Source organism: Cribrihabitans neustonicus, assembly GCF_048820895.1.
Lineage (GTDB): Bacteria > Pseudomonadota > Alphaproteobacteria > Rhodobacterales > Rhodobacteraceae > Cribrihabitans_A > Cribrihabitans_A neustonicus.
The window spans coordinates 280,793-298,796 of sequence record NZ_JBMERQ010000002.1; the positions used below are offsets into that span (position 1 = coordinate 280,793).

Here is an 18,004-nt window from a genome sequence, read left to right on the forward strand (position 1 = left end):
GGGGAATTGGCCGCAGGCCAAGGGGGCAGCGCCCCCCTTGGAGCCTCTCCCTGAACTCTCAATGCCCGGCCGCAAACGGCGCCGCATCGCCCCAGAGCTCGGTCACCCGCGTATCCCGCCCGCAGGCCTCGCGGTAGCGCTTGTAGGCCGCCGCCTGCCGCTTCGGGCCGTACCGGGTGAACACAAGGTCCGTGCCCTTGTAGTAATCCTGGTGGTAGTCCTCGGCCCGGAAGAACGGGCGCGCCTCCATAACCGGTGTCACCACCTTCCGGCCGAGGGCCTTCTGCGCCTCCTTCAGCACCTGACGCGCCAGCGCCGCTTCGCCGGCGTCCTGGGCAAACACCGCGCTGCGGTAGCTGTCGCCTCGGTCGCAGAACTGCCCGCCCGCGTCTGTCGGGTCGATCGAACGCACGAAGAGCTCCAGCAGCTGCCGGCGCGACACCTTTGAGGGGTCGAAGCGGATTTGCACCGCCTCATAATGGCCGGTATTGCCGCCGGTCACCTGCTTGTAGGTGGGGTTTGCCACCGTGCCGCCGGTATAGCCGGAGATTGCTTCGATCACGCCGGGCACACGCTCGAAATCGGCCTCCACGCACCAGAAACAGCCGCCGGCCACGGTGAGTACCGCCTGTTCCTGTGACTTTGCCTGCCGCGCTTGCACCAGCGCCGCCAGCGCTATCAGCGCGGCCAGCAGGGCGGGTTTCAGAGTTTCGCCAACGCGCATTTCGCCCTCCGTTCCGGATAGACTTCAGCGTGCCGCGCGCGAGGCTGCGCCTCAAGCCGTCAGGCCGCACCTTCACGCAGTGGTGACAGCAAGTTACCGCTTGGAAAACCCCGAACTCCCTTTTAGCGTGCACGGCGGAGGAGGACCCCATGACCGAGAAGATGAGCACCCACCAGGCGGAGGAAGATGCGCGCAACGGGGAGATACTTATCTACCTGAACGGCCGGATTGTCCCCAAGGCAGAGGCCAAGGTCAGCGTCTATGACAGCGGCTTTATGCTGGGCGACGGCGTCTGGGAGGGAATGCGGCTCTACAATGGCACCTGGGCCTTTCTGGACGAGCATCTGAACCGCCTGTTCGAAGCCGCCAAGGCCATCGATCTGGATCTCGGGATGGACCGGGATGGAGTGCGTGCTGCGCTTTACGACACACAGAAGGCCAACGGAATGACCACGGATGCGCATGCCCGGCTGATGGTCACGCGCGGGGTGAAGACGCGGCCCTTCCAGCACCCCTCGCTGTCGCAGCAGGGGCCGACCTTCACTATCATCATGGAACATTCGCGCCCCGCGCTTCCCCGGCCAATCCGGCTTGCCACGGTGCCGCATATCCGCGGCCTGCCGATGACCCAGGACCCGAAGCTCAATTCGCACTCCAAGCTGAACTGCATCCTCGCCTGTATCGCGGCCGAGAAGGCCGGAGCGGACGAGGCGCTGATGCTGGATGTGAACGGCTTCGTGAACACCACCAACGCCTGCAACTTCTTCATCGTGCGCAAGGGCGAGGTTTGGACCTCGACCGGGGATTACTGCATGAACGGCATCACCCGGCAGAAGGTGATCGATCTGTGCCGCGAAAACGGCATCGCCGTTTATGAGCGCAATTACTCGCTGGTCGATACCTACGGCGCGGATGAGGCTTTCCTTACCGGGACATTCGGCGCGCAAACCCCGGTTGGGGTGATCGACGGGCGCCAGATCGGCGATGGGACACTTGGTCCGGTGACGGAGCGCATCCGGGCGCTCTACAAGGAACTTATCGAGAGGGAGTCTGCCTGATGCGGATTGCGATGTGGTCCGGGCCGCGGAACCTGTCCACGGCGATGATGTATGCCTTTGGCAACCGCGGCGATTGCGCGGTGGTGGATGAGCCCTTCTACGCGGCCTATCTGAAGATGACCGGGCTGGAGCATCCGCTCCGGCATGAGATAATGGAGAGCCAGAGCCAGGACCCGGAAGAGGTCGCGCGGATGCTGCTCGGGCCGGTGCCGGCGGCAAAGCCCTTCTTCTACCAGAAGCACATGACCCAGCACATGATCCCGGGCGTGCCACGGGAGTGGATGCGCGAGACCGCCAACGTGTTCCTGATCCGCCACCCCGCGCGGGTGATCGCGTCTTATGCCGCCAAGCGCGAGAACCCCACGCTGGAAGACATCGGCTTCCGCCAGCAGGCCGAGCTTTATGCGCTGGTAAAAAGCTGGGGGCAGGCGCCCGTGGTGATCGACAGCCACGACATCCGCGAAGATCCCCACGCGCGGCTGGAACAGCTTTGCGAGGTGGTTGGTCTGCCGTTTTCACCGAAGATGCTGAGCTGGCCTAGGGGCGGCCACAAGGATGACGGCGTCTGGGCCGCGCATTGGTACGGCGCGGTATGGAACTCTACGGGGTTCGCAGGCCCCGAAGGCCCGCTGCCGGAGGTGCCGGAGGCGCTTCAGCCGGTGCTGGACGCGGCGATGCCTTATTATGAAGAGATGAAGGCCGCGAAGATCTGACACACGCGGAGAGGTAAAGGGGGGAGGGGCGTTGCCCCTCTTGCCCCTTGTAGAGGGGCAATTCACCCCAGAGTATTTCTGGAAAGATGACGGGAGCGGGCGGCTCAGCCGATCAGTTTGCTGAGTTTCATCGCCACGCCCATGTCGCCGGAGATCCTGATTTTCCCCATCATCACCGCGGTCATCGGGTTGAGCTTGCCGGCGAGCAGCTTCTGCAGGTTCTCGGTGGAGAGCCGCAGGGTGCAGTCGGTATCGCGGTCAAGGGTGGCGGCGCTGCCATCGGCGAGCACGATCACGCCATCGTCGCCGCAGTCGAATTTCAGCGAGCCGTCGAAGCTCTTGCCGGCAAGGCCTGCCTGGATGCCGTCTGCAATGTCCTGAAGCGCCATGTGATCCTCCCTCGCTTGACGCAAGCGTTAGGCGGAGGATGCGGTCCGGGCAATGCTGACCTTGGGGGAGGCCGGGGAATTACCCGCGGGCCAGCGCTTTGATGGTCAGCGGGCAGGGTTCCCCGCCATAAAAAGCATCGAGCACTTGGCTGAACTCTGACGGCGCGCCGGGGACGGCGGCGAAGAGGGTCATCGAGGAACGCAGTTTCTTGGCGTCGATACCGCCGAGGATCTGCTCCGGCGCCTTGTCCTGGTGGGACAGCATCAGCCGGCTCACCTCGACCAGGCGGGCGCGCAGTTTGTCGTGGTTCAGATAGGCCTTCGCCTCGGCGAGGTCCTCGATACCGTAGAGCTGCGCCATGTGGGAGCGGCCAAGCTCGGCCAGCTGGGGAAAGACGAACCACATCCAGTGGCTCGTCTTCTGTCCTTGAGAGAGTTCGCTCAGGACAGCCGGCCATACGGTGTCCTGAGCCTCGACGAACATGTCCAGCTCTTCCGCGAAATCATCCTCGAAGTCGCCGTCGATATCGCCGTTGCCGCTCACTTCTTATTGCGGCGGTCGCGCGCGGCCAGCAGCTTGAGGCGCAGGGCGTTCAGCTGGATGAAGCCGGCCGCGTCTTTCTGGTCGTAGGCGCCTGCGTCGTCCTCGAATGTCACGTGGGCCTCGGAGTAGAGCGAGTTTTCCGACCAGCGGCCGACGGTGGAGGCATGGCCCTTGTAGAGCTTCACCCGCACGGTGCCGGTCACGTGCTCCTGGCTCTTGTCGATCGCCGCCTGCAGCATCTCGCGCTCCGGGCTGTACCAGAAGCCGTTGTAGATCAGCTCCGCATATTGCGGCATCAGCTGGTCCTTCAGGTGCATCGCGCCGCGGTCCATGGTGATCGACTCGATGCCGCGGTGGGCTTCCAGCAGGATGGTGCCGCCCGGGGTCTCGTAGATGCCGCGGGACTTCATGCCGACGAAGCGGCCCTCGACCAGGTCGAGCCGGCCGATGCCGTGCTTGCGGCCGTATTCGTTGAGCGCGGTGAGGATGGTGGCAGGCGACATCGCCTCGCCGTTGATGCTGACCGCATCGCCTTTCTCGAAGCCGATCTCGATGTATTCGGGGGTATCCGGCGCGTCCTCGGGGTGGACGGTACGCTGGTAGACGTAATCGGGCGCTTCCTGCGCCGGGTCTTCCAGCACCTTGCCTTCGGAGGAGGTGTGCAGGAGGTTGGCATCGACCGAGAAGGGGGCTTCGCCGCGCTTGTCCTTGGCAACCGGGATCTGGTGCTCCTCGGCAAACTCCAGGAGCTTGGTGCGCGAGGTCAGGTCCCATTCGCGCCAGGGCGCGATCACCTTGATGTCGGGGTTCAGCGCATAGGCCGCGAGCTCGAAGCGCACCTGGTCGTTGCCCTTGCCGGTGGCGCCATGGGCGACCGCGTCGGCGCCGGTTTCCTCGGCGATCTCGATCAGGCGCTTGGAGATCAGCGGGCGGGCGATGGAGGTGCCGAGCAGGTAGAGGCCTTCATAGACCGCATTGGCGCGGAACATCGGGAAGACGAAGTCGCGCACGAACTCCTCGCGGATGTCCTCGATGAAGATGTTCTCGGGCTTGATGCCCAGCATTTCCGCCTTCTTGCGGGCCGGATCCAGCTCCTCACCCTGGCCGAGATCGGCGGTGAAGGTGACAACTTCGCAGCCGTATTCGGTCTGCAGCCATTTCAGGATGATCGAGGTATCGAGACCACCTGAATAGGCCAGAACAACTTTCTTGGGCGCGGACATGGCTTTCCTCTCAGTCAGAACGTCCGTCGCGTAGCGGGTTTTTCGCGCAAGAGCAAGGTTTCCGGGGGTTTCCCGCCCCGTGAAACACGCTTAACGTGCGCGTCAGTTTTGAAAGATCCTTTGGAGAAAGCCCCCCATGAAATCCTGGTCCATCTTCAGCCATTCCATTGGCATGGTGCTGCGCAATTTTCAGCAGGCGGTGCAGATCGGGCTGGTGCCGGTGCTGATTGCCTTTGGCGTGAGCGCTGCGGCGCTGACCTTTGCGGGCCAGCCGCTGGAGGTGCTGGGCGGCGGGCAGATCAGCTCGGGCGACATCGGCGGCTTCGGGCTGGCCTTCGTGGTGGTGATGCTTGCCTTCGTTCTTTCGATGCTGTGGATCGTGGTCTCCTGGCACCGCTTCGTTCTGCTGGAGGAGTACCCGCAGGGCTGGGTGCCGCCCTTCCGTTTTGACCGCATGCTGTCTTACTTCGGGCATGGTGCGAAGATCGTTCTCCTGGGCATCGTTGCGGCGGTCCCGGTGGGCCTGATTGTTGCCATAGTTGCGCAAAGCGGCTCCCAGGTGCTGATGGTTGCCGTTTTTCTAGCCGTCTTTGCCGCAATGGCCGTCGTGATGCACCGGCTTCTGCCGGCGCTGCCCGCCGCCGCGATTGGCAAACCCTTGAAGCTTAGAGAGGCCTGGGCCGCGACCTCCGGGGCCAATGGCACTATTCTGGGACTGGTCATCATCGGGTTCCTGTTCGGCACACTGGTTCAGCTGGCCTCCGTTCCGGTGGCAGCGGTGCCTGTGCTGGGGCCGATGGTGACTTTCGCGGCAAGCCTCGTGCTGTCGCTGGTCAATGTGAGCATCCTCACCACGCTCTACGGCCACTATGTCGAGGGCCGTCCGGTCTGAGCGCAGGCTGAACACCGGTATTCTTCCCCATGCCTCGTGCCTGCCCCTTGCCTTGGGGGCAGCCATGCGCCACTGAAGAGGCATGAGCGATTTCCGTACCCAGGCCCGCGCTGCCGAACAGGCCATGCGCGATGTGTTTCCCGCGACGCCCCTGCAGCGCAACGTGCACCTGTCCGAGCGCTACGGGGCCGACATCTACCTCAAGCGCGAAGACCTGAGCCCGGTGCGTTCCTACAAGATCCGCGGCGCGCTCAATGCGATGCGCAAGCAGCCGGATCAGGAGCTGTTTGTCTGCGCCTCGGCCGGCAACCATGCCCAGGGCGTGGCCTTCATGTGCCGCCACATGGGCAAGCGCGGGGTGATCTTCATGCCGGTGACCACGCCGCAGCAGAAGATCCAGAAGACCCGGATGTTCGGCGGCGACAATGTCGAGATCCACCTGACCGGCGACTATTTCGACGACTGCCTCGCGGCGGCGCAGGATTGGTGCGCCAAGGAGGGCGGGCATTTCCTGTCGCCCTTCGACGATGCGGATGTGATCGAAGGCCAGGCCTCGATCGCGGCGGAGATCGAAAGCCAGCTCGGCAAGGTTCCCGATCATGTGATCCTGCCAGTGGGCGGCGGCGGCATGTCTTCGGGCGTCTACAGCTGGTTCGGCGAGAAGGTGCACTGCCTCTTTGCCGAGCCCGAGGGCGGCGCCTGCCTGCGCGCGGCGCTTACTGCCAAGCGGCCGGTGGCGCTGGGCCGTGTCGATACCTTCGTCGATGGCGCCGCGGTGGGGCGGATCGGCGAGAAGACTTTTGATATCTTGAAAGACGTGCCGCTGCCGGACGTGCTCACGATCTCCGAGGACCGCATCTGCACCACCATCATCGAGATGCTGAACGTCGAGGGCATCGTGCTGGAGCCCGCGGGCGCCCTGGCGGTGGAGGCGCTCAACGACGTGCGCTCCTGGATCCGCGGGCGCACCGTGGTCTGCGTGACCTCTGGCGGCAACTTCGATTTTGAACGGCTGCCGGAGGTGAAGGAACGGGCGCAGCGGTATTCGGGGGTAAAGAAATACTTCATTCTGCGGCTGCCGCAGCGCCCTGGCGCGCTGAAGGAGTTCCTCAACATCCTCGGCCCCGAGGATGACATCGCACGGTTCGAGTACATGAAGAAATCCGCCCGCAACTTCGGCTCGGTTCTGATCGGGATCGAGACCAAGCGGCCGGAGAATTTTGCCGAGCTGTTTGCGCGCCTGGATGCGGCGGGGATGACCTATACCGACATCACCCGGGATGAGACCCTGGCGCAATTCGTGATCTGAAGCGCCGCTGGGCCCGCCTGCCTGCGCGGGTCTCAGAACCGGGCAGGCAAATCCTTTAGGAATCTGGTCTTGGAGGCCTCGAAACTGGCCAGGATAGCCTGCAGGTTCACGCCGTCGGCATTGCCTACGGCCGCTTCGCGCTCGCCTTCGAGACACAGCGCGGAGAATTGCTCGAAGCCGAGGTTCAGCGCGCTGCCCTTGAGGAAATGCAGATCCTGCTCCAGCTGGCTGCGGTTGCCCGCCCTCAGTTTTTCCAGCGCAGATTCCACTTCCTCCAGGAAAATTTCCACCACTTCTCCGAAATCTTCCGGACCGACCTCTTCGCGCAGCTCTTTCACGCGCGGCCAATCAATCATGCGTCTTGTCCTTCTTTCACTGCCTTTGCGGGCGTTCTTAGAGTTGAAAGGTGCAAAAATATAGTGAAAGAGAGGAACAAGCTAAAACTTTAAATTTCACCACCTGTTAAATATCTGACCAGATAGTACCAAGCGATCATCTGATAACGCCCTTTTCCTGTGAGGTGCCTTCGGTGCTGCCAGAAAGTTTGACGGACAACGAGGACCACACAGTGGCCGGATCGATTCGCCGCGTGCTCGTCGTCGATGACAGCCGTCTCCAGCGCCGGATTCTGGTGGCGTCCCTGAAAAAATGGGGTTTCACCGTCACAGAGGCGGAGAGCGGCGAGGAAGCGATGGAGATCTGCGCCAATGAGCCGCCAGACCTGATTCTCAGCGACTGGATGATGCCGGGTATGAACGGGCTGGAGTTCTGCCGCAGCTTCCGGGCGCAGTCGAAGGATGACTACGCCTATTTCATCCTGCTTACCTCCAAGAGCGAGAAAAACGAGGTTGCCGAGGGCCTGGATGCTGGCGCCGACGACTTCCTGACCAAGCCGGTCAGCTCGGACGAGCTGCGGGCGCGGATCTCCGCCGGGGAGCGGATTCTGCGTATGCAGCGCGAGCTGTCGCAGAAGAACCGCATCGTCTCGGAGACCCTGGACGAGCTGCAGCGGGTCTATGACGCCATCGACAAGGACTTGATCCAAGCCCGCAAAATTCAGGAATCGCTGGTGCCGGAGCTGTCCAAGGACTTCGGCTCTTCCACCGTGTCGCTGCTCCTCAAGCCCTGCGGCCATATCGGCGGCGACCTGGTCGGCATGTTTTCCCCGGGGGTGAACCGCATCGGCTTCTACTCGATTGACGTTTCGGGTCACGGCATTACCTCCGCGATGATGACGGCGCGGCTGGGCGGATACCTGTCGTCGAATTACTTCGATCAGAACGTGGGGATGGAGAAGCGGTTCAACCGCTTTTATGCGCTGCGCCAGCCGGAGGAGGTGGCGAGCCTGCTGAATGCCCGCCTCATTGCCGACACCGGGATCGAGGAATATTTCACCATGGCCTATTGCATCGCGGACCTGCGCAGCGGTGTCCTGAAGATGGTGCAGGCCGGCCACCCGCATCCGCTGCTCCTGCGTAAGGATGGCTCCGCCGAGTTCATCGGCAAAGGCGGGGTGCCCGTCGGGCTGATCTCGGGCGTGAGCTACAGCCAGGAGGAAGTGGTGATGAAACGCGGCGACCGGCTGCTGCTCTATTCCGACGGCTTTACCGAAGCGCGGCTGGAGGATGGCTCCATGCTGGAGGCCGAGGGGCTCATCGAGCTGGTCCGGAATTGCGATGGCAACCAGAGCGGCAAGGAATTTCTCGACGATCTCTATTGGAACCTGACCCAGATGATGAGCAAGGAACACGGGCTGGAAGACGACGTCTCCGCCACGCTGTTCGAATACAACGGCCCCTGACTGCTGCGGCCCCTCTTGCGGCCTGGCTGGCGCTGGATCTAGCCGCGAACTGTCAGCCGCTGCGCCAGCTGCGCCGCAAAATGCCTGTCGCCCGCGTTCCCGAGCTGCGCAGCGGCGTCCTCTGCCGGCAGCCAGATCGCCTCGTGCCCGTCCTCCAGCGGCGGACCGATCCGGCGCAAAGGGCGGGCCACATAGATATGGCAGAGCTTCTCGGCCCAGAGATCGTATTCCGGCATGTAGGTATAGCGGCGGAACGCCCCCAGCCGCCGCGGCGCGGAAATGCGCCATCCGGTTTCCTCGTAGACCTCGCGATGCAGCGCCGGCAGCGGCGATTCCCCGGGATCAATGCCGCCGCCGGGAAGCTGCAGCTCCGGCCCCGGGTCGGCCTGGCGGGTCACCAGCAGGCAGCCGCCGCGCGGCAGCAGGGCATAGGCGCCCGGCCGCATCCGGTAGCGCCGTTCCTTCTGCGGCGCGTTTCCAAAACGTCTGATCACGAACCGGCCCCTTCACTCCAGCGGCAAATCGCCTATATAGCCCCGGTATGCCAACCCCCGGCGCTTAAGGAAACCCCATGACTCTTGGTTCGAAAATCGCGTGGGACGATACTGTCCTGCCTTTCCAGCTTGACGTATCGGACATGCGCGGCCGTGTTGCGCGGCTGGACGGCGTATTGGACGGGATTTTGAAACAGCACGATTACCCGCCCGCGGTAGAGGCTCTGGTCGCCGAGATGGCGCTGCTGACGGCACTGATCGGGCAGACCATCTCTCTGCGCTGGAAATTGTCGCTGCAGGTGCAGACCAAGGGCGCGGTGCGGATGATCGCCACCGATTACTACGCCCCGCAGAAGGAAGGCGAGATCGGCCGCATCCGCGCTTATGCGAGCTTTGACCGCGAGCGGCTGACCGAAGGCAGCCCGTTCGATCAGGTCGGCGAGGGGTATTTCGCCATCCTGATTGACCAGGGCAACGGAACGCAGCCCTACCAGGGCATCACGCCGCTGGCCGGGGGGTCGCTCAGCGAATGCGCAGAGACCTATTTCGCGCAGTCCGAGCAGCTCCCGACCATGTTCAAGCTCAGTTTCGGCAAGTCGTCGGAACCTGGCATCGGCGAGCGCTGGCGGGCGGGCGGCATCATGCTGCAGCACATGCCCAAAGCCTCGCCCTTTGCGGCACAGTCCCAAGGAACCGGCGAAACCCTGCAGGCGAACGACCTGGTCTCGGGCGAGCAGGAGGAAAACTGGAACCGCGTGACCACCCTGTTGAGCACGGTGGAGGACCTGGAGCTGATCGGCCCCTCGGTCACCCCGGCGGACCTGCTGGTGCGATTGTTTCACGAGGAACAGCCGCGGGTCTTCGATTTCCAGCCGGTGCGCTTTGGCTGCACCTGCTCGGAGGACCGCGTGCGCCAGAGCCTGTCGATCTACTCGGCCAAGGATATCGAGAAGATGACGACCGATGACGGCCGCGTCACTGCCGACTGCCAGTTCTGCGGCGCGCATTACGATTTGGACCCGGCAACTGTTGGGTTTGATGCGGAAAATCCGCCAAGTGCGTGATCCTGCCGAGGATCTCGCCCACCGTATCACCGCCGCCCTGGCGAGGCCGGGCGGCGGCTCCTCCGACTTCGACCTGAACCCCGGCACGGTGCTGCCCGAAAGGCGCAAGCTGCGCCCGGCGGGGGTTCTGGTGCCGATCACCCTCGCCTGTGGCGCGCCGCAGGTGATCCTGACCAAGCGGTCTTCGGTTCTGAAACACCACCCGGGCCAGATCGCGTTTCCCGGCGGCAAGGTGGATCCGGGCGATCGTGACGCTTGCGATGCCGCTCTGCGCGAAGCCTGGGAAGAGATCGGCCTGCCGCGCGAATTGCCCGAGGTTTTAGGTTCCCTGCCTCCGCATGAAACCGTTACCGGCTTCACCGTAACTCCGCTGGTGGCGTTGATCCGCGAGGGCTTCACCGCGCGCCCCGAGGCGGGGGAGGTGGCGGAGGTCTTCCAGGTGCCGCTGGGGCATCTGCTTGATCCTGCGAATTACCTGATCGAAGCCCGGCGCTGGCGCGGGACGCGGCGGCGGTACTATACCGTTCCCTACGGCCCCTATTATATCTGGGGCGCCACCGCGCGCATGCTGCGCGCCTTTGCGGCACTGATGGAAGAATAATGCGGATCACTCAGCCTTGGCTGCAAGACCCGGCCACGCAGGCCGTCTGCGCGGCGCTTACAGCGGAGGGCGCGCAGGCGCTGTTCGTGGGCGGCTGCGTGCGCAATGCGCTGCTGGGTGCGCCGGTTTCGGACATGGACATCGCAACAGATGCGCACCCCGAAACCGTGCTGGAGCTGGCGGCGAAGGCAGGCATCAAGGCGGTGCCGACGGGTATCGAGCATGGCACCGTCACGCTCATCAAGTCCGGCATCCCGCATGAGGTCACCACCTTCCGGAAGGATGTCGCCACCGACGGCCGCCGCGCAGTAGTGTCTTTTGCCAGCGGCATTGCCGAGGATGCGCGCCGGCGCGATTTCACCATGAACGCGCTCTATGCCCGGCCGGACGGCACGGTGGTCGACCCGCTTGGCGGGATTGCCGACCTGCAAGCGCGCCGGGTGCGGTTCATCGGCACTGCGGAGCACCGCATTCGCGAGGACTACCTGCGCTCGCTGCGCTATTTCCGCTTTCACGCCTGGTACGGCGATGCGGCTCAGGGCTTTGACGCCGACGCGCTCGCCGCGATTGCCGCCAATCTGGACGGGCTGCAAACCCTCTCGCGGGAGCGGGTGGGCAGCGAGATGCTGAAACTGCTGGCCGCGCCCGACCCGGCGCCTTCGGTTGCGGCGATGCGGCAGGCCGGAGTGCTTGCAGAGATACTGCCCGGCGCGGACGACCGCGCGCTGGCGCCGCTGGTCCACCTTGAAGGCAGCCGCCCGCCCGCGGCGCTGCGGCGGCTGGCGGCGCTGGGCGGCGGGGATATGCAGGAGGCGTTGCGGCTTTCCAAGGCGCAGGCAAGGGAGCTCACCCGTCTGCGCGAGGCCGCCGCAGGCACGATGACTGCGGCTGAGCTTGGCTACCGGCTTGGCGCGGCAGCGGCGGCGGACGCGCTTCTGCTGCGAGCAGCGCTCCTGGAACAGCCACTTCCGCCCGGGTCAGAGACCGACATTGCCCGCGGCGGCGCGGCCGAATTCCCGCTCACCGCGCGCGACTTGATGCCCGGCTTCAAGGGCCCCGCGCTGGGCAGGGCTTTGAAAAGACTGGAAGCCGAGTGGATCGCCTCGGGCTTCACGCTTGACCGTGAAGACCTGCTCGACTCGCTGAAGGGCAGCGAGTGACCGTCTGCCGCAACCTTTAGGGGTGACAAACGCCCGGATCTTGCCTACCCATGGGGAAGGCACCACATGTCGGGAGGAATGCTGATGTATTACGGGATCTGGTTTCACTAACGCCTGAGACCCTGCCCGTATCCGCGCGGCGGCCTTGGGCTGCCCGCTGTCTGCATCCGCATACCTGTTTGCTCAACCGCCCGGAGCGCCCCCGCATGTTTCGCTTTTTCGAGAACCTCATTGACCCTTATTGCGCCTATCCCGAGACCAACACGCCACCCACGCGGCTCTGGCCCTTCCTGCGCGGCTACGCAAAACCCTTCAAAACCGTCTTTGTCCTGACTGCGCTGATGTCGGTGGTGGTCGCCGCCATCGAGGTCGGGCTGATCTACTACATGGGCCGGGTGGTGGACCTGCTGACGGGCACACCCGAAGAGGTCTGGCAGGAACATGGCACCGAGCTGATCCTGGTGGCGCTGTTCATTCTGCTTCTGCGGCCGGTCATCCAGCTTTTCGACGTGCTGCTCCTGAACAACGCGATCCTGCCGAACTTCGGCACGCTGATCCGCTGGCGGGCGCACAAGCACGTGCTGCGCCAGTCGGTCGGCTGGTTCGAGAATGATTTTGCCGGCCGCATCGCCAACCGCATCATGCAGACCCCGCCCGCCGCCGGAGAGGTGGTGTTCCAGGTGTTTGACGCCATCACCTTCTCGCTGGCCTACTTTGCGGGGGCGGCGGTGCTCCTGTGGGTGGCCGACGTGCGCCTGATGCTGCCGCTGGCGGTCTGGCTGGTGCTTTACGCGCTGCTCGTGCGCTGGACGGTGAAGCGGGTGGGGCCGGCCAGCCAGGCGGCGTCGGACGCGCGCTCGGAAGTCACCGGCCGGGTGGTGGACAGCTATTCCAACATCCATTCGGTAAAGATGTTTGCCCATCACGACCGCGAGCTGAGCTATGCGCGCGATGCCATCGAAAGGACGCGGCAGACGTTCCAGGTGGAGATGCGGATCTTCACCGTTATGGATGCCGCGCTGGTGACGCTTAACGGCCTGCTGATCGCTGGCGTCGTGGGCTGGGCGGTGATGCTTTGGATGCAGGGCTCCGCTTCGGTCGGGGTGGTGGCTGCGGCCACGGCACTGACCCTGCGGCTCAACGCGATGACCGGATGGATCATGTGGGCGCTCACCTCCTTCTTCCGCCAGCTCGGCGTGGTGGCCGAGGGGATGGAGACCATTGCCCAGCCGATCAGGCTCGCCGATGCCGCCAGCGCCAGGCCGCTGCGGATGGGCAAGGGTGAGATCGAGTTCCGCAATCTCTCGCACCACTACGGGCGCGGGGCGGGCGGGCTCGACCGGATCAGCCTCACCATCCGCCCCGGTGAGAAGATCGGGCTGATCGGCCGTTCGGGCGCGGGAAAATCGACCCTGGTGAAGCTTTTGCTGCGGTTCTACGACGCCGACAGCGGCCAGATCCTGATCGACGGGCAGGACATCCGCACGGTGACCCAGGACAGCCTGCGCAGCCACATCGGTATGGTGCAGCAGGACAGCGCGCTCCTGCACCGATCGGTGCGGGAAAACCTGCTCTATGGCCGTCCGGATGCCAGCGAAGAGCAAATGATCGCCGCCGCCAAACAGGCCCAGGCGCATGAGTTCATCCTTGACCTCGAAGACCCGCAGGGGCGGACGGGCTATGATGCCCATGTCGGTGAGCGCGGCGTGAAGCTCTCCGGCGGGCAGCGCCAGCGGGTCACGCTCGCGCGGGTGATCCTCAAGGACGCGCCGATCCTGGTGCTGGACGAGGCGACCTCGGCGCTCGATTCCGAGGTCGAGGCAGCAGTCCAGGAGACGCTCTACGGCATGATGCAAGGCAAGACCGTGATCGCGATTGCGCACCGGCTGTCGACCATTGCACAAATGGACCGCATCCTCGTTCTGGACGAGGGCCGTATCGTCGAGGAAGGCACGCATGAGGTGCTGTTGCAGGCGCAGGGGCTCTACGCCCAGCTCTGGGCGCGCCAGTCCGGCGGTTTCCTGAATGTCGAGGCAGCAGAATGAACATTGGCAATCTGATCGACGCTTTCCGCCCCGCCGAAGGCCCGCCGCCGCAGCATCTGGGGGCCTTCCTGCGCTGGTGCCTGTCGGGCGCCTGGCCGATGCTCTGGGTAGCGGCGCTGTTCTCGGCGCTTGCAGGCGGCATGGAAGCGGGCACTGCCTATATCCTGGGACTGGTGATTGACACGGCGATTGCCAGCGGGCCGGGGCAGTTCTTTGCGCCCCGCAACCTCGCGGTGATTGCTGGGGCGCTGGCCTTCTTCCTGCTTATCCGCCCGCTGCTGTTCGGGCTTTCGGCGGCGTCCAACGCGATCATCGTTCAGCCCAACGTGAGCCCGCTGGTCTTGTCGCGGCTCAACAGCTGGACGCTGGGCCAGTCGGTGCGGTTCTTCGACGAGGACTTCGCGGGCCGCATCGCCCAGAAGCAGATGCAGACTGCCAGCGCGGTGACCTCGGTCGCGAGCGAGATGATCAACGTGGTGGCCTTTGCGCTCGCCTCGCTGGCGGGCGCTTTGGTCCTGTTAGGCTCTATCGACCTGCGCATCACGCTGGTCTTCCTTGTCTGGCTGGTCGGCTATTTCGCCCTGATCCGCTGGTTCCTGCCGCGCATCCGCAAACGCTCCGGGGCGCGGGCCGGGGCGCGGGCGATGGTGACCGGTCAGGTGGTGGACTCGATCACCAACATCAAGACGGTGAAACTGTTTGCCCACGCCGACCATGAGGAGCGCACGGCGCAGGACGCGATGGTATCCTTCCGGCAGAAGGCGCTGGATTTTGGTTACCTCGCCGCGAGCTTCCGCTTCTTGCTGATGTGCCTGGCCGGCATTCTGCCGGTGCTGCTGATCGGGGCGACGCTGCTGTTGTGGCGGAACGGCACGGCCTCCGAGGGCGACATCGTCGCGGCCGGTGCGGTTTCGATCCGGATTGCCCAGATGACCGGCTGGGTCAGCTTCACCCTGATGGCGATCTACTCCAACATCGGCGAGGTGGAGAACGGCATGCGCACGCTGTCGGTCCCCGACAGGGTCGAGGACAGGCCGGACGCGCGCCCGCTGGAGGTCACCGCGGGGGAGATCGTCTTTGACGATGTGGAGTTTGCCTATGGCCGCGACGCGGGCGGTGTGCAGGGACTGAACCTCACCGTCCATCCCGGGGAGAAGCTGGGCATCGTCGGCGCCTCGGGTGCAGGGAAGTCGACGCTCGTGTCGCTGCTGCTCAGGCTCTATGACGGCGAAGGCGGGCGTATCCTGATCGACGGGCAGGACATTGCGGATGTGACGCAGGACTCGCTCCGCGGCCAGATCGGCATGGTCACGCAGGAAACCGCGATGTTCAACCGCTCCGCCCGCGACAACATCCTTTATGGCCGCCCCGATGCCTCGGAGGAGGAGCTGCTCGCCGCCGCCAAGAAGGCCGAGGCGCATGAGTTCATCACCGAGCTGGAGGACGGGAAGGGCCGGACCGGCTATGACGCCTTCCTCGGCGAGCGCGGGGTGAAGCTTTCGGGCGGGCAGCGGCAGCGCATTGCGCTTGCCCGGGCGATCCTGAAGGACGCGCCGATCCTGGTGCTGGACGAGGCGACCTCGGCGCTCGATTCCGAAGTGGAGGCGGCAATCCAGGCGGCGCTGCACCGGGTGATGGAGGGCAAGACCGTGCTTGCCATCGCGCACCGCCTGTCGACGCTGAGCGAGATGGACCGGATCATCGTGATGGAGAAGGGCCGCATCGCCGAATCCGGCAGCCACGAGGCGCTGCTCGCCAAGGGCGGGCTTTATGCGAATTTCTGGGCGCGCCAGTCCGGCGGCTTCATCGGAACCGGCGAGGAGACGACCGAGGCCGCGGAATAGAGCGCATTTTCCTTTTGCCCCGCCCCGGCCCGCGCTATTCAGCCGCCATGACAGATGCAGCCAGAACCACAGCTACGATCACCCGTCTTGGCCATCAGGGCGACGGGATTGCCGAGGGGCCGCTGTTTGCGCCCCGCACCCTGCCGGGGGAGACCGTCAGCGGCATTGCCGAGGGCAGCCGCCTGCAGGACATCCGCATCGAGGCGCCCTCGGACCAGCGGGTGCAGCCGCCCTGCCGCCACTACAAGGCCTGCGGCGGCTGCCAGCTGCAGCACGCGAGCGATGCGTTCGTGGCCGGGTGGAAGGCGGAGGTGATCCGCAGCGCGCTGGGAGCGCAGGGCCTGGAGACGGAGTTCCGCCCGGTTCATACTTCGCCCGCGCAGTCGCGCCGCCGCGCCACTTTTGCCGTGAGGCGCACCAAGAAGGGCGCGATGGCGGGTTTCTACGGCCGCGCCTCGGACGTGATCACCGAAATCCCCGATTGCCAGCTGCTGGAGCCTGCGCTGATGGCCGCGCTTCCCGTGGCGGAGGCGCTGGCGATGGCGGGTGCCAGCCGCAAGACGCCGCTGTCGGTGACGGTCACTGCCACGGACAGCGGGCTCGACGTGCTGGTCACGAACGGCAAGCCGCTGGACGGGCCGCTGCGTATTGCGCTCGCGCAGCTTGCCGAACGCCACCGCATCGCGCGGTTGACCTGGGACGATGAGCCCGTGGCGATGGAGCAGCCGCCGGTGCTACACTTCGGCCCCGCGCCTGTGAGCCCGCCACCCGGAGCCTTCCTGCAGGCCACCCGCGACGGCGAGGCGGCGCTGGTGGCGGCGGTGCAGGAGATTACCCGCGGCGCGAAGCGCATCGTGGACCTGTTTGCCGGCTGCGGCACCTTTGCCCTGCCGCTGGCGCTGGGCGCCGAGGTGCATGCAGCCGAGGGAGAGCGGGCGATGATCGAGGCGCTGGAGGCCGGCTGGCGCCGGGCCAAGGGCGTGAAGAAACTCACCACCGAGACCCGCGACCTGTTCCGCAACCCGCTCCTTGCGGAGGAGTTCACGCCCTTCGGCGCCGCCTTCGACGCCGCCGTGATCGACCCGCCCCGGGCCGGAGCCGAGGCCCAGGTGGCCGAGCTTGCCAAGGCGCAGGTGCCGGTGATCGCCTATGTGTCCTGCAACCCGGTGAGCTTTGCCCGCGACGCCAAGGCCCTGGTATCGGCGGGTTATACCCTCGATTGGGTGCAGCCCGTTGACCAGTTCCGCTGGTCGCCCCATACCGAGCTGGTTGCCCGATTCTCCCTGGAACAGTGACGATGACGAACGCGCAGACAAACCCCCCGCTCCGCCGCCTGGCCGCCATCCTGGACAGCCAGAGTTTCAGCCGCTTCATTACGGGGGTCATCCTGCTCAATGCGGTGACCCTGGGTCTCGAGACCTCGCCCGAGGCGATGGCCGTGGCAGGCGGACTGATCCTGCTGATCGACCAGATCTGCCTGGCGATCTTCGTGGCCGAGATCCTGGCAAAGCTGGTGGTGCGGCGGCTGCGCTTCTTTGCCAGCGGCTGGAACGTCTTTGACTTCCTGATCGTCGGCATCGCGCTGGTGCCGGGCGCGCAGGGGTTCTCGGTCTTGCGGGCGCTGAGGATCCTCCGGGTGCTTCGCGTCATCTCGGTGGCGCCGCGCCTGCGCCGCGTGGTCGAGGGCTTCATCACCGCGCTGCCCGGCATGGGTTCGGTGTTCCTGCTGATGGCGATCATCTTCTACATCGGCGCGGTTATGGCGACGAAACTGTTCGGCGACACCTTCCCGGAGTGGTTCGGCGACCTTGGCCGCAGCGCCTATTCGCTGTTCCAGATCATGACTCTGGAAAGCTGGTCAATGGGCATCGTGCGCCCGGTAATGGAGGATTACCCCTATGCCTGGGCTTTTTTTGTTCCCTTCATCATGGTCACCACCTTTGCGGTCGTGAACCTGCTGGTCGGTCTGATCGTAAACTCGATGCAGGATGCGCATCACGAGGAGGAAGGCGTGCGCACCGATGCCTACCGGGACGAGGTACTGAGCCGGCTTGAGGCAATCGAGCAGCAAATTGCGGGGCTGCGCGATCCCAAAAACAAGTTGTGATTTTGATTTGCCGCCGTTCCGCGGTAAGCGGACATA

The 18,004-nt window shown here is 64.9% G+C and carries 18 protein-coding genes; 12 read left to right on the forward strand and 6 right to left on the reverse strand.

Features of this window, described 5'->3' with window-relative positions; translation table 11 throughout:
• Positions 1–58 precede the first annotated feature (58 nt).
• Positions 59–724: a peptide-methionine (S)-S-oxide reductase MsrA gene (gene msrA, locus ACOHWE_RS06480; RefSeq protein WP_420665087.1), complete on the reverse strand. Its 666-nt coding sequence runs from the start codon at positions 722–724 to the stop codon at positions 59–61.
• A 149-nt stretch (positions 725–873) separates the two neighbouring features.
• Here msrA and ACOHWE_RS06485 point away from each other — a divergent pair, with 149 nt between their 5' ends.
• Both ACOHWE_RS06485 and ACOHWE_RS06490 read left to right on the forward strand, forming a co-directional pair.
• Positions 874–1,782, forward strand: a complete 909-nt coding sequence (locus tag ACOHWE_RS06485; protein ID WP_420665088.1) for a D-amino acid aminotransferase — start codon at positions 874–876, stop codon at positions 1,780–1,782.
• Positions 1,782–2,495 (forward strand): sulfotransferase-like domain-containing protein, encoded by a 714-nt coding sequence (locus tag ACOHWE_RS06490; RefSeq protein WP_420665089.1) that lies wholly within the window; start codon positions 1,782–1,784, stop codon positions 2,493–2,495. Before ACOHWE_RS06485 ends, ACOHWE_RS06490 begins: the two co-directional genes overlap by 1 nt.
• A gap of 104 nt (positions 2,496–2,599) precedes the next feature.
• Here the strand turns inward: ACOHWE_RS06490 and ACOHWE_RS06495 are convergent, their stop codons facing one another.
• The 3 genes from ACOHWE_RS06495 to ACOHWE_RS06505 form a co-directional block, all read right to left on the reverse strand.
• Positions 2,600–2,884, reverse strand: a complete 285-nt coding sequence (locus ACOHWE_RS06495; RefSeq protein ID WP_420665091.1) for an SCP2 sterol-binding domain-containing protein — start codon at positions 2,882–2,884, stop codon at positions 2,600–2,602.
• A gap of 79 nt (positions 2,885–2,963) precedes the next feature.
• Positions 2,964–3,428 (reverse strand): DUF1810 domain-containing protein, encoded by a 465-nt coding sequence (locus tag ACOHWE_RS06500; protein WP_420665092.1) that lies wholly within the window; start codon positions 3,426–3,428, stop codon positions 2,964–2,966.
• On the reverse strand, positions 3,425–4,651 hold the full coding sequence (locus ACOHWE_RS06505; RefSeq protein ID WP_420665094.1) for an argininosuccinate synthase: 1,227 nt from the start codon (positions 4,649–4,651) through the stop codon (positions 3,425–3,427). The genes ACOHWE_RS06500 and ACOHWE_RS06505 overlap by 4 nt, the downstream gene beginning before the upstream one ends.
• 136 nt (positions 4,652–4,787) lie before the next feature.
• Between ACOHWE_RS06505 and ACOHWE_RS06510 the strand changes: the two genes are divergently transcribed.
• Both ACOHWE_RS06510 and ilvA read left to right on the forward strand, forming a co-directional pair.
• Positions 4,788–5,543, forward strand: coding sequence for a hypothetical protein (locus ACOHWE_RS06510; RefSeq protein WP_420665095.1), 756 nt, complete (start codon positions 4,788–4,790; stop codon positions 5,541–5,543).
• A gap of 82 nt (positions 5,544–5,625) precedes the next feature.
• Positions 5,626–6,852, forward strand: a complete 1,227-nt coding sequence (gene ilvA, locus ACOHWE_RS06515) for a threonine ammonia-lyase IlvA (RefSeq protein WP_420665096.1) — start codon at positions 5,626–5,628, stop codon at positions 6,850–6,852.
• A gap of 32 nt (positions 6,853–6,884) precedes the next feature.
• On the opposite strand, the gene ACOHWE_RS06520 is transcribed toward ilvA, so the two are convergent.
• Positions 6,885–7,208 (reverse strand): Hpt domain-containing protein, encoded by a 324-nt coding sequence (locus ACOHWE_RS06520; RefSeq protein ID WP_420665098.1) that lies wholly within the window; start codon positions 7,206–7,208, stop codon positions 6,885–6,887.
• Positions 7,209–7,396: 188 nt separating this feature from the next.
• Here ACOHWE_RS06520 and ACOHWE_RS06525 point away from each other — a divergent pair, with 188 nt between their 5' ends.
• The gene (locus tag ACOHWE_RS06525) at positions 7,397–8,653 is read left to right on the forward strand and encodes a PP2C family protein-serine/threonine phosphatase (protein WP_420665100.1); all 1,257 of its coding nucleotides are present in this window, start codon (positions 7,397–7,399) and stop codon (positions 8,651–8,653) included.
• A gap of 38 nt (positions 8,654–8,691) precedes the next feature.
• Here the strand turns inward: ACOHWE_RS06525 and ACOHWE_RS06530 are convergent, their stop codons facing one another.
• The gene (locus ACOHWE_RS06530; RefSeq protein WP_420665102.1) at positions 8,692–9,147 is read right to left on the reverse strand and encodes an NUDIX hydrolase; all 456 of its coding nucleotides are present in this window, start codon (positions 9,145–9,147) and stop codon (positions 8,692–8,694) included.
• A gap of 77 nt (positions 9,148–9,224) precedes the next feature.
• Here ACOHWE_RS06530 and hslO point away from each other — a divergent pair, with 77 nt between their 5' ends.
• The 7 genes from hslO (at position 9,225) to ACOHWE_RS06565 (ending at position 17,968) form a co-directional block, all read left to right on the forward strand.
• Positions 9,225–10,211 carry an Hsp33 family molecular chaperone HslO gene (gene hslO, locus ACOHWE_RS06535; RefSeq protein ID WP_420665103.1) on the forward strand — a complete coding sequence of 329 codons (987 nt, stop codon included), beginning with the start codon at positions 9,225–9,227 and terminating at the stop codon, positions 10,209–10,211.
• Positions 10,204–10,812, forward strand: coding sequence for a CoA pyrophosphatase (locus ACOHWE_RS06540; RefSeq protein ID WP_420665105.1), 609 nt, complete (start codon positions 10,204–10,206; stop codon positions 10,810–10,812). The genes hslO and ACOHWE_RS06540 overlap by 8 nt, the downstream gene beginning before the upstream one ends.
• Positions 10,812–11,972: a CCA tRNA nucleotidyltransferase gene (locus tag ACOHWE_RS06545; RefSeq protein ID WP_420665107.1), complete on the forward strand. Its 1,161-nt coding sequence runs from the start codon at positions 10,812–10,814 to the stop codon at positions 11,970–11,972. The genes ACOHWE_RS06540 and ACOHWE_RS06545 overlap by 1 nt, the downstream gene beginning before the upstream one ends.
• Positions 11,973–12,178: 206 nt before the next feature.
• Positions 12,179–14,017, forward strand: coding sequence for an ABC transporter ATP-binding protein (locus ACOHWE_RS06550; RefSeq protein ID WP_420665108.1), 1,839 nt, complete (start codon positions 12,179–12,181; stop codon positions 14,015–14,017).
• Positions 14,014–15,861 carry an ABC transporter ATP-binding protein gene (locus ACOHWE_RS06555; protein WP_420665110.1) on the forward strand — a complete coding sequence of 616 codons (1,848 nt, stop codon included), beginning with the start codon at positions 14,014–14,016 and terminating at the stop codon, positions 15,859–15,861. The genes ACOHWE_RS06550 and ACOHWE_RS06555 overlap by 4 nt, the downstream gene beginning before the upstream one ends.
• A 47-nt stretch (positions 15,862–15,908) precedes the next feature.
• Positions 15,909–17,156, forward strand: a complete 1,248-nt coding sequence (locus tag ACOHWE_RS06560) for a class I SAM-dependent RNA methyltransferase (RefSeq protein ID WP_420665112.1) — start codon at positions 15,909–15,911, stop codon at positions 17,154–17,156.
• Positions 17,157–17,158: 2 nt separating this feature from the next.
• A complete protein-coding gene (locus ACOHWE_RS06565; RefSeq protein WP_420665115.1) occupies positions 17,159–17,968 on the forward strand; it encodes an ion transporter in 810 nt (269 codons plus the stop codon).
• Positions 17,969–18,004: the final 36 nt, after the last annotated feature.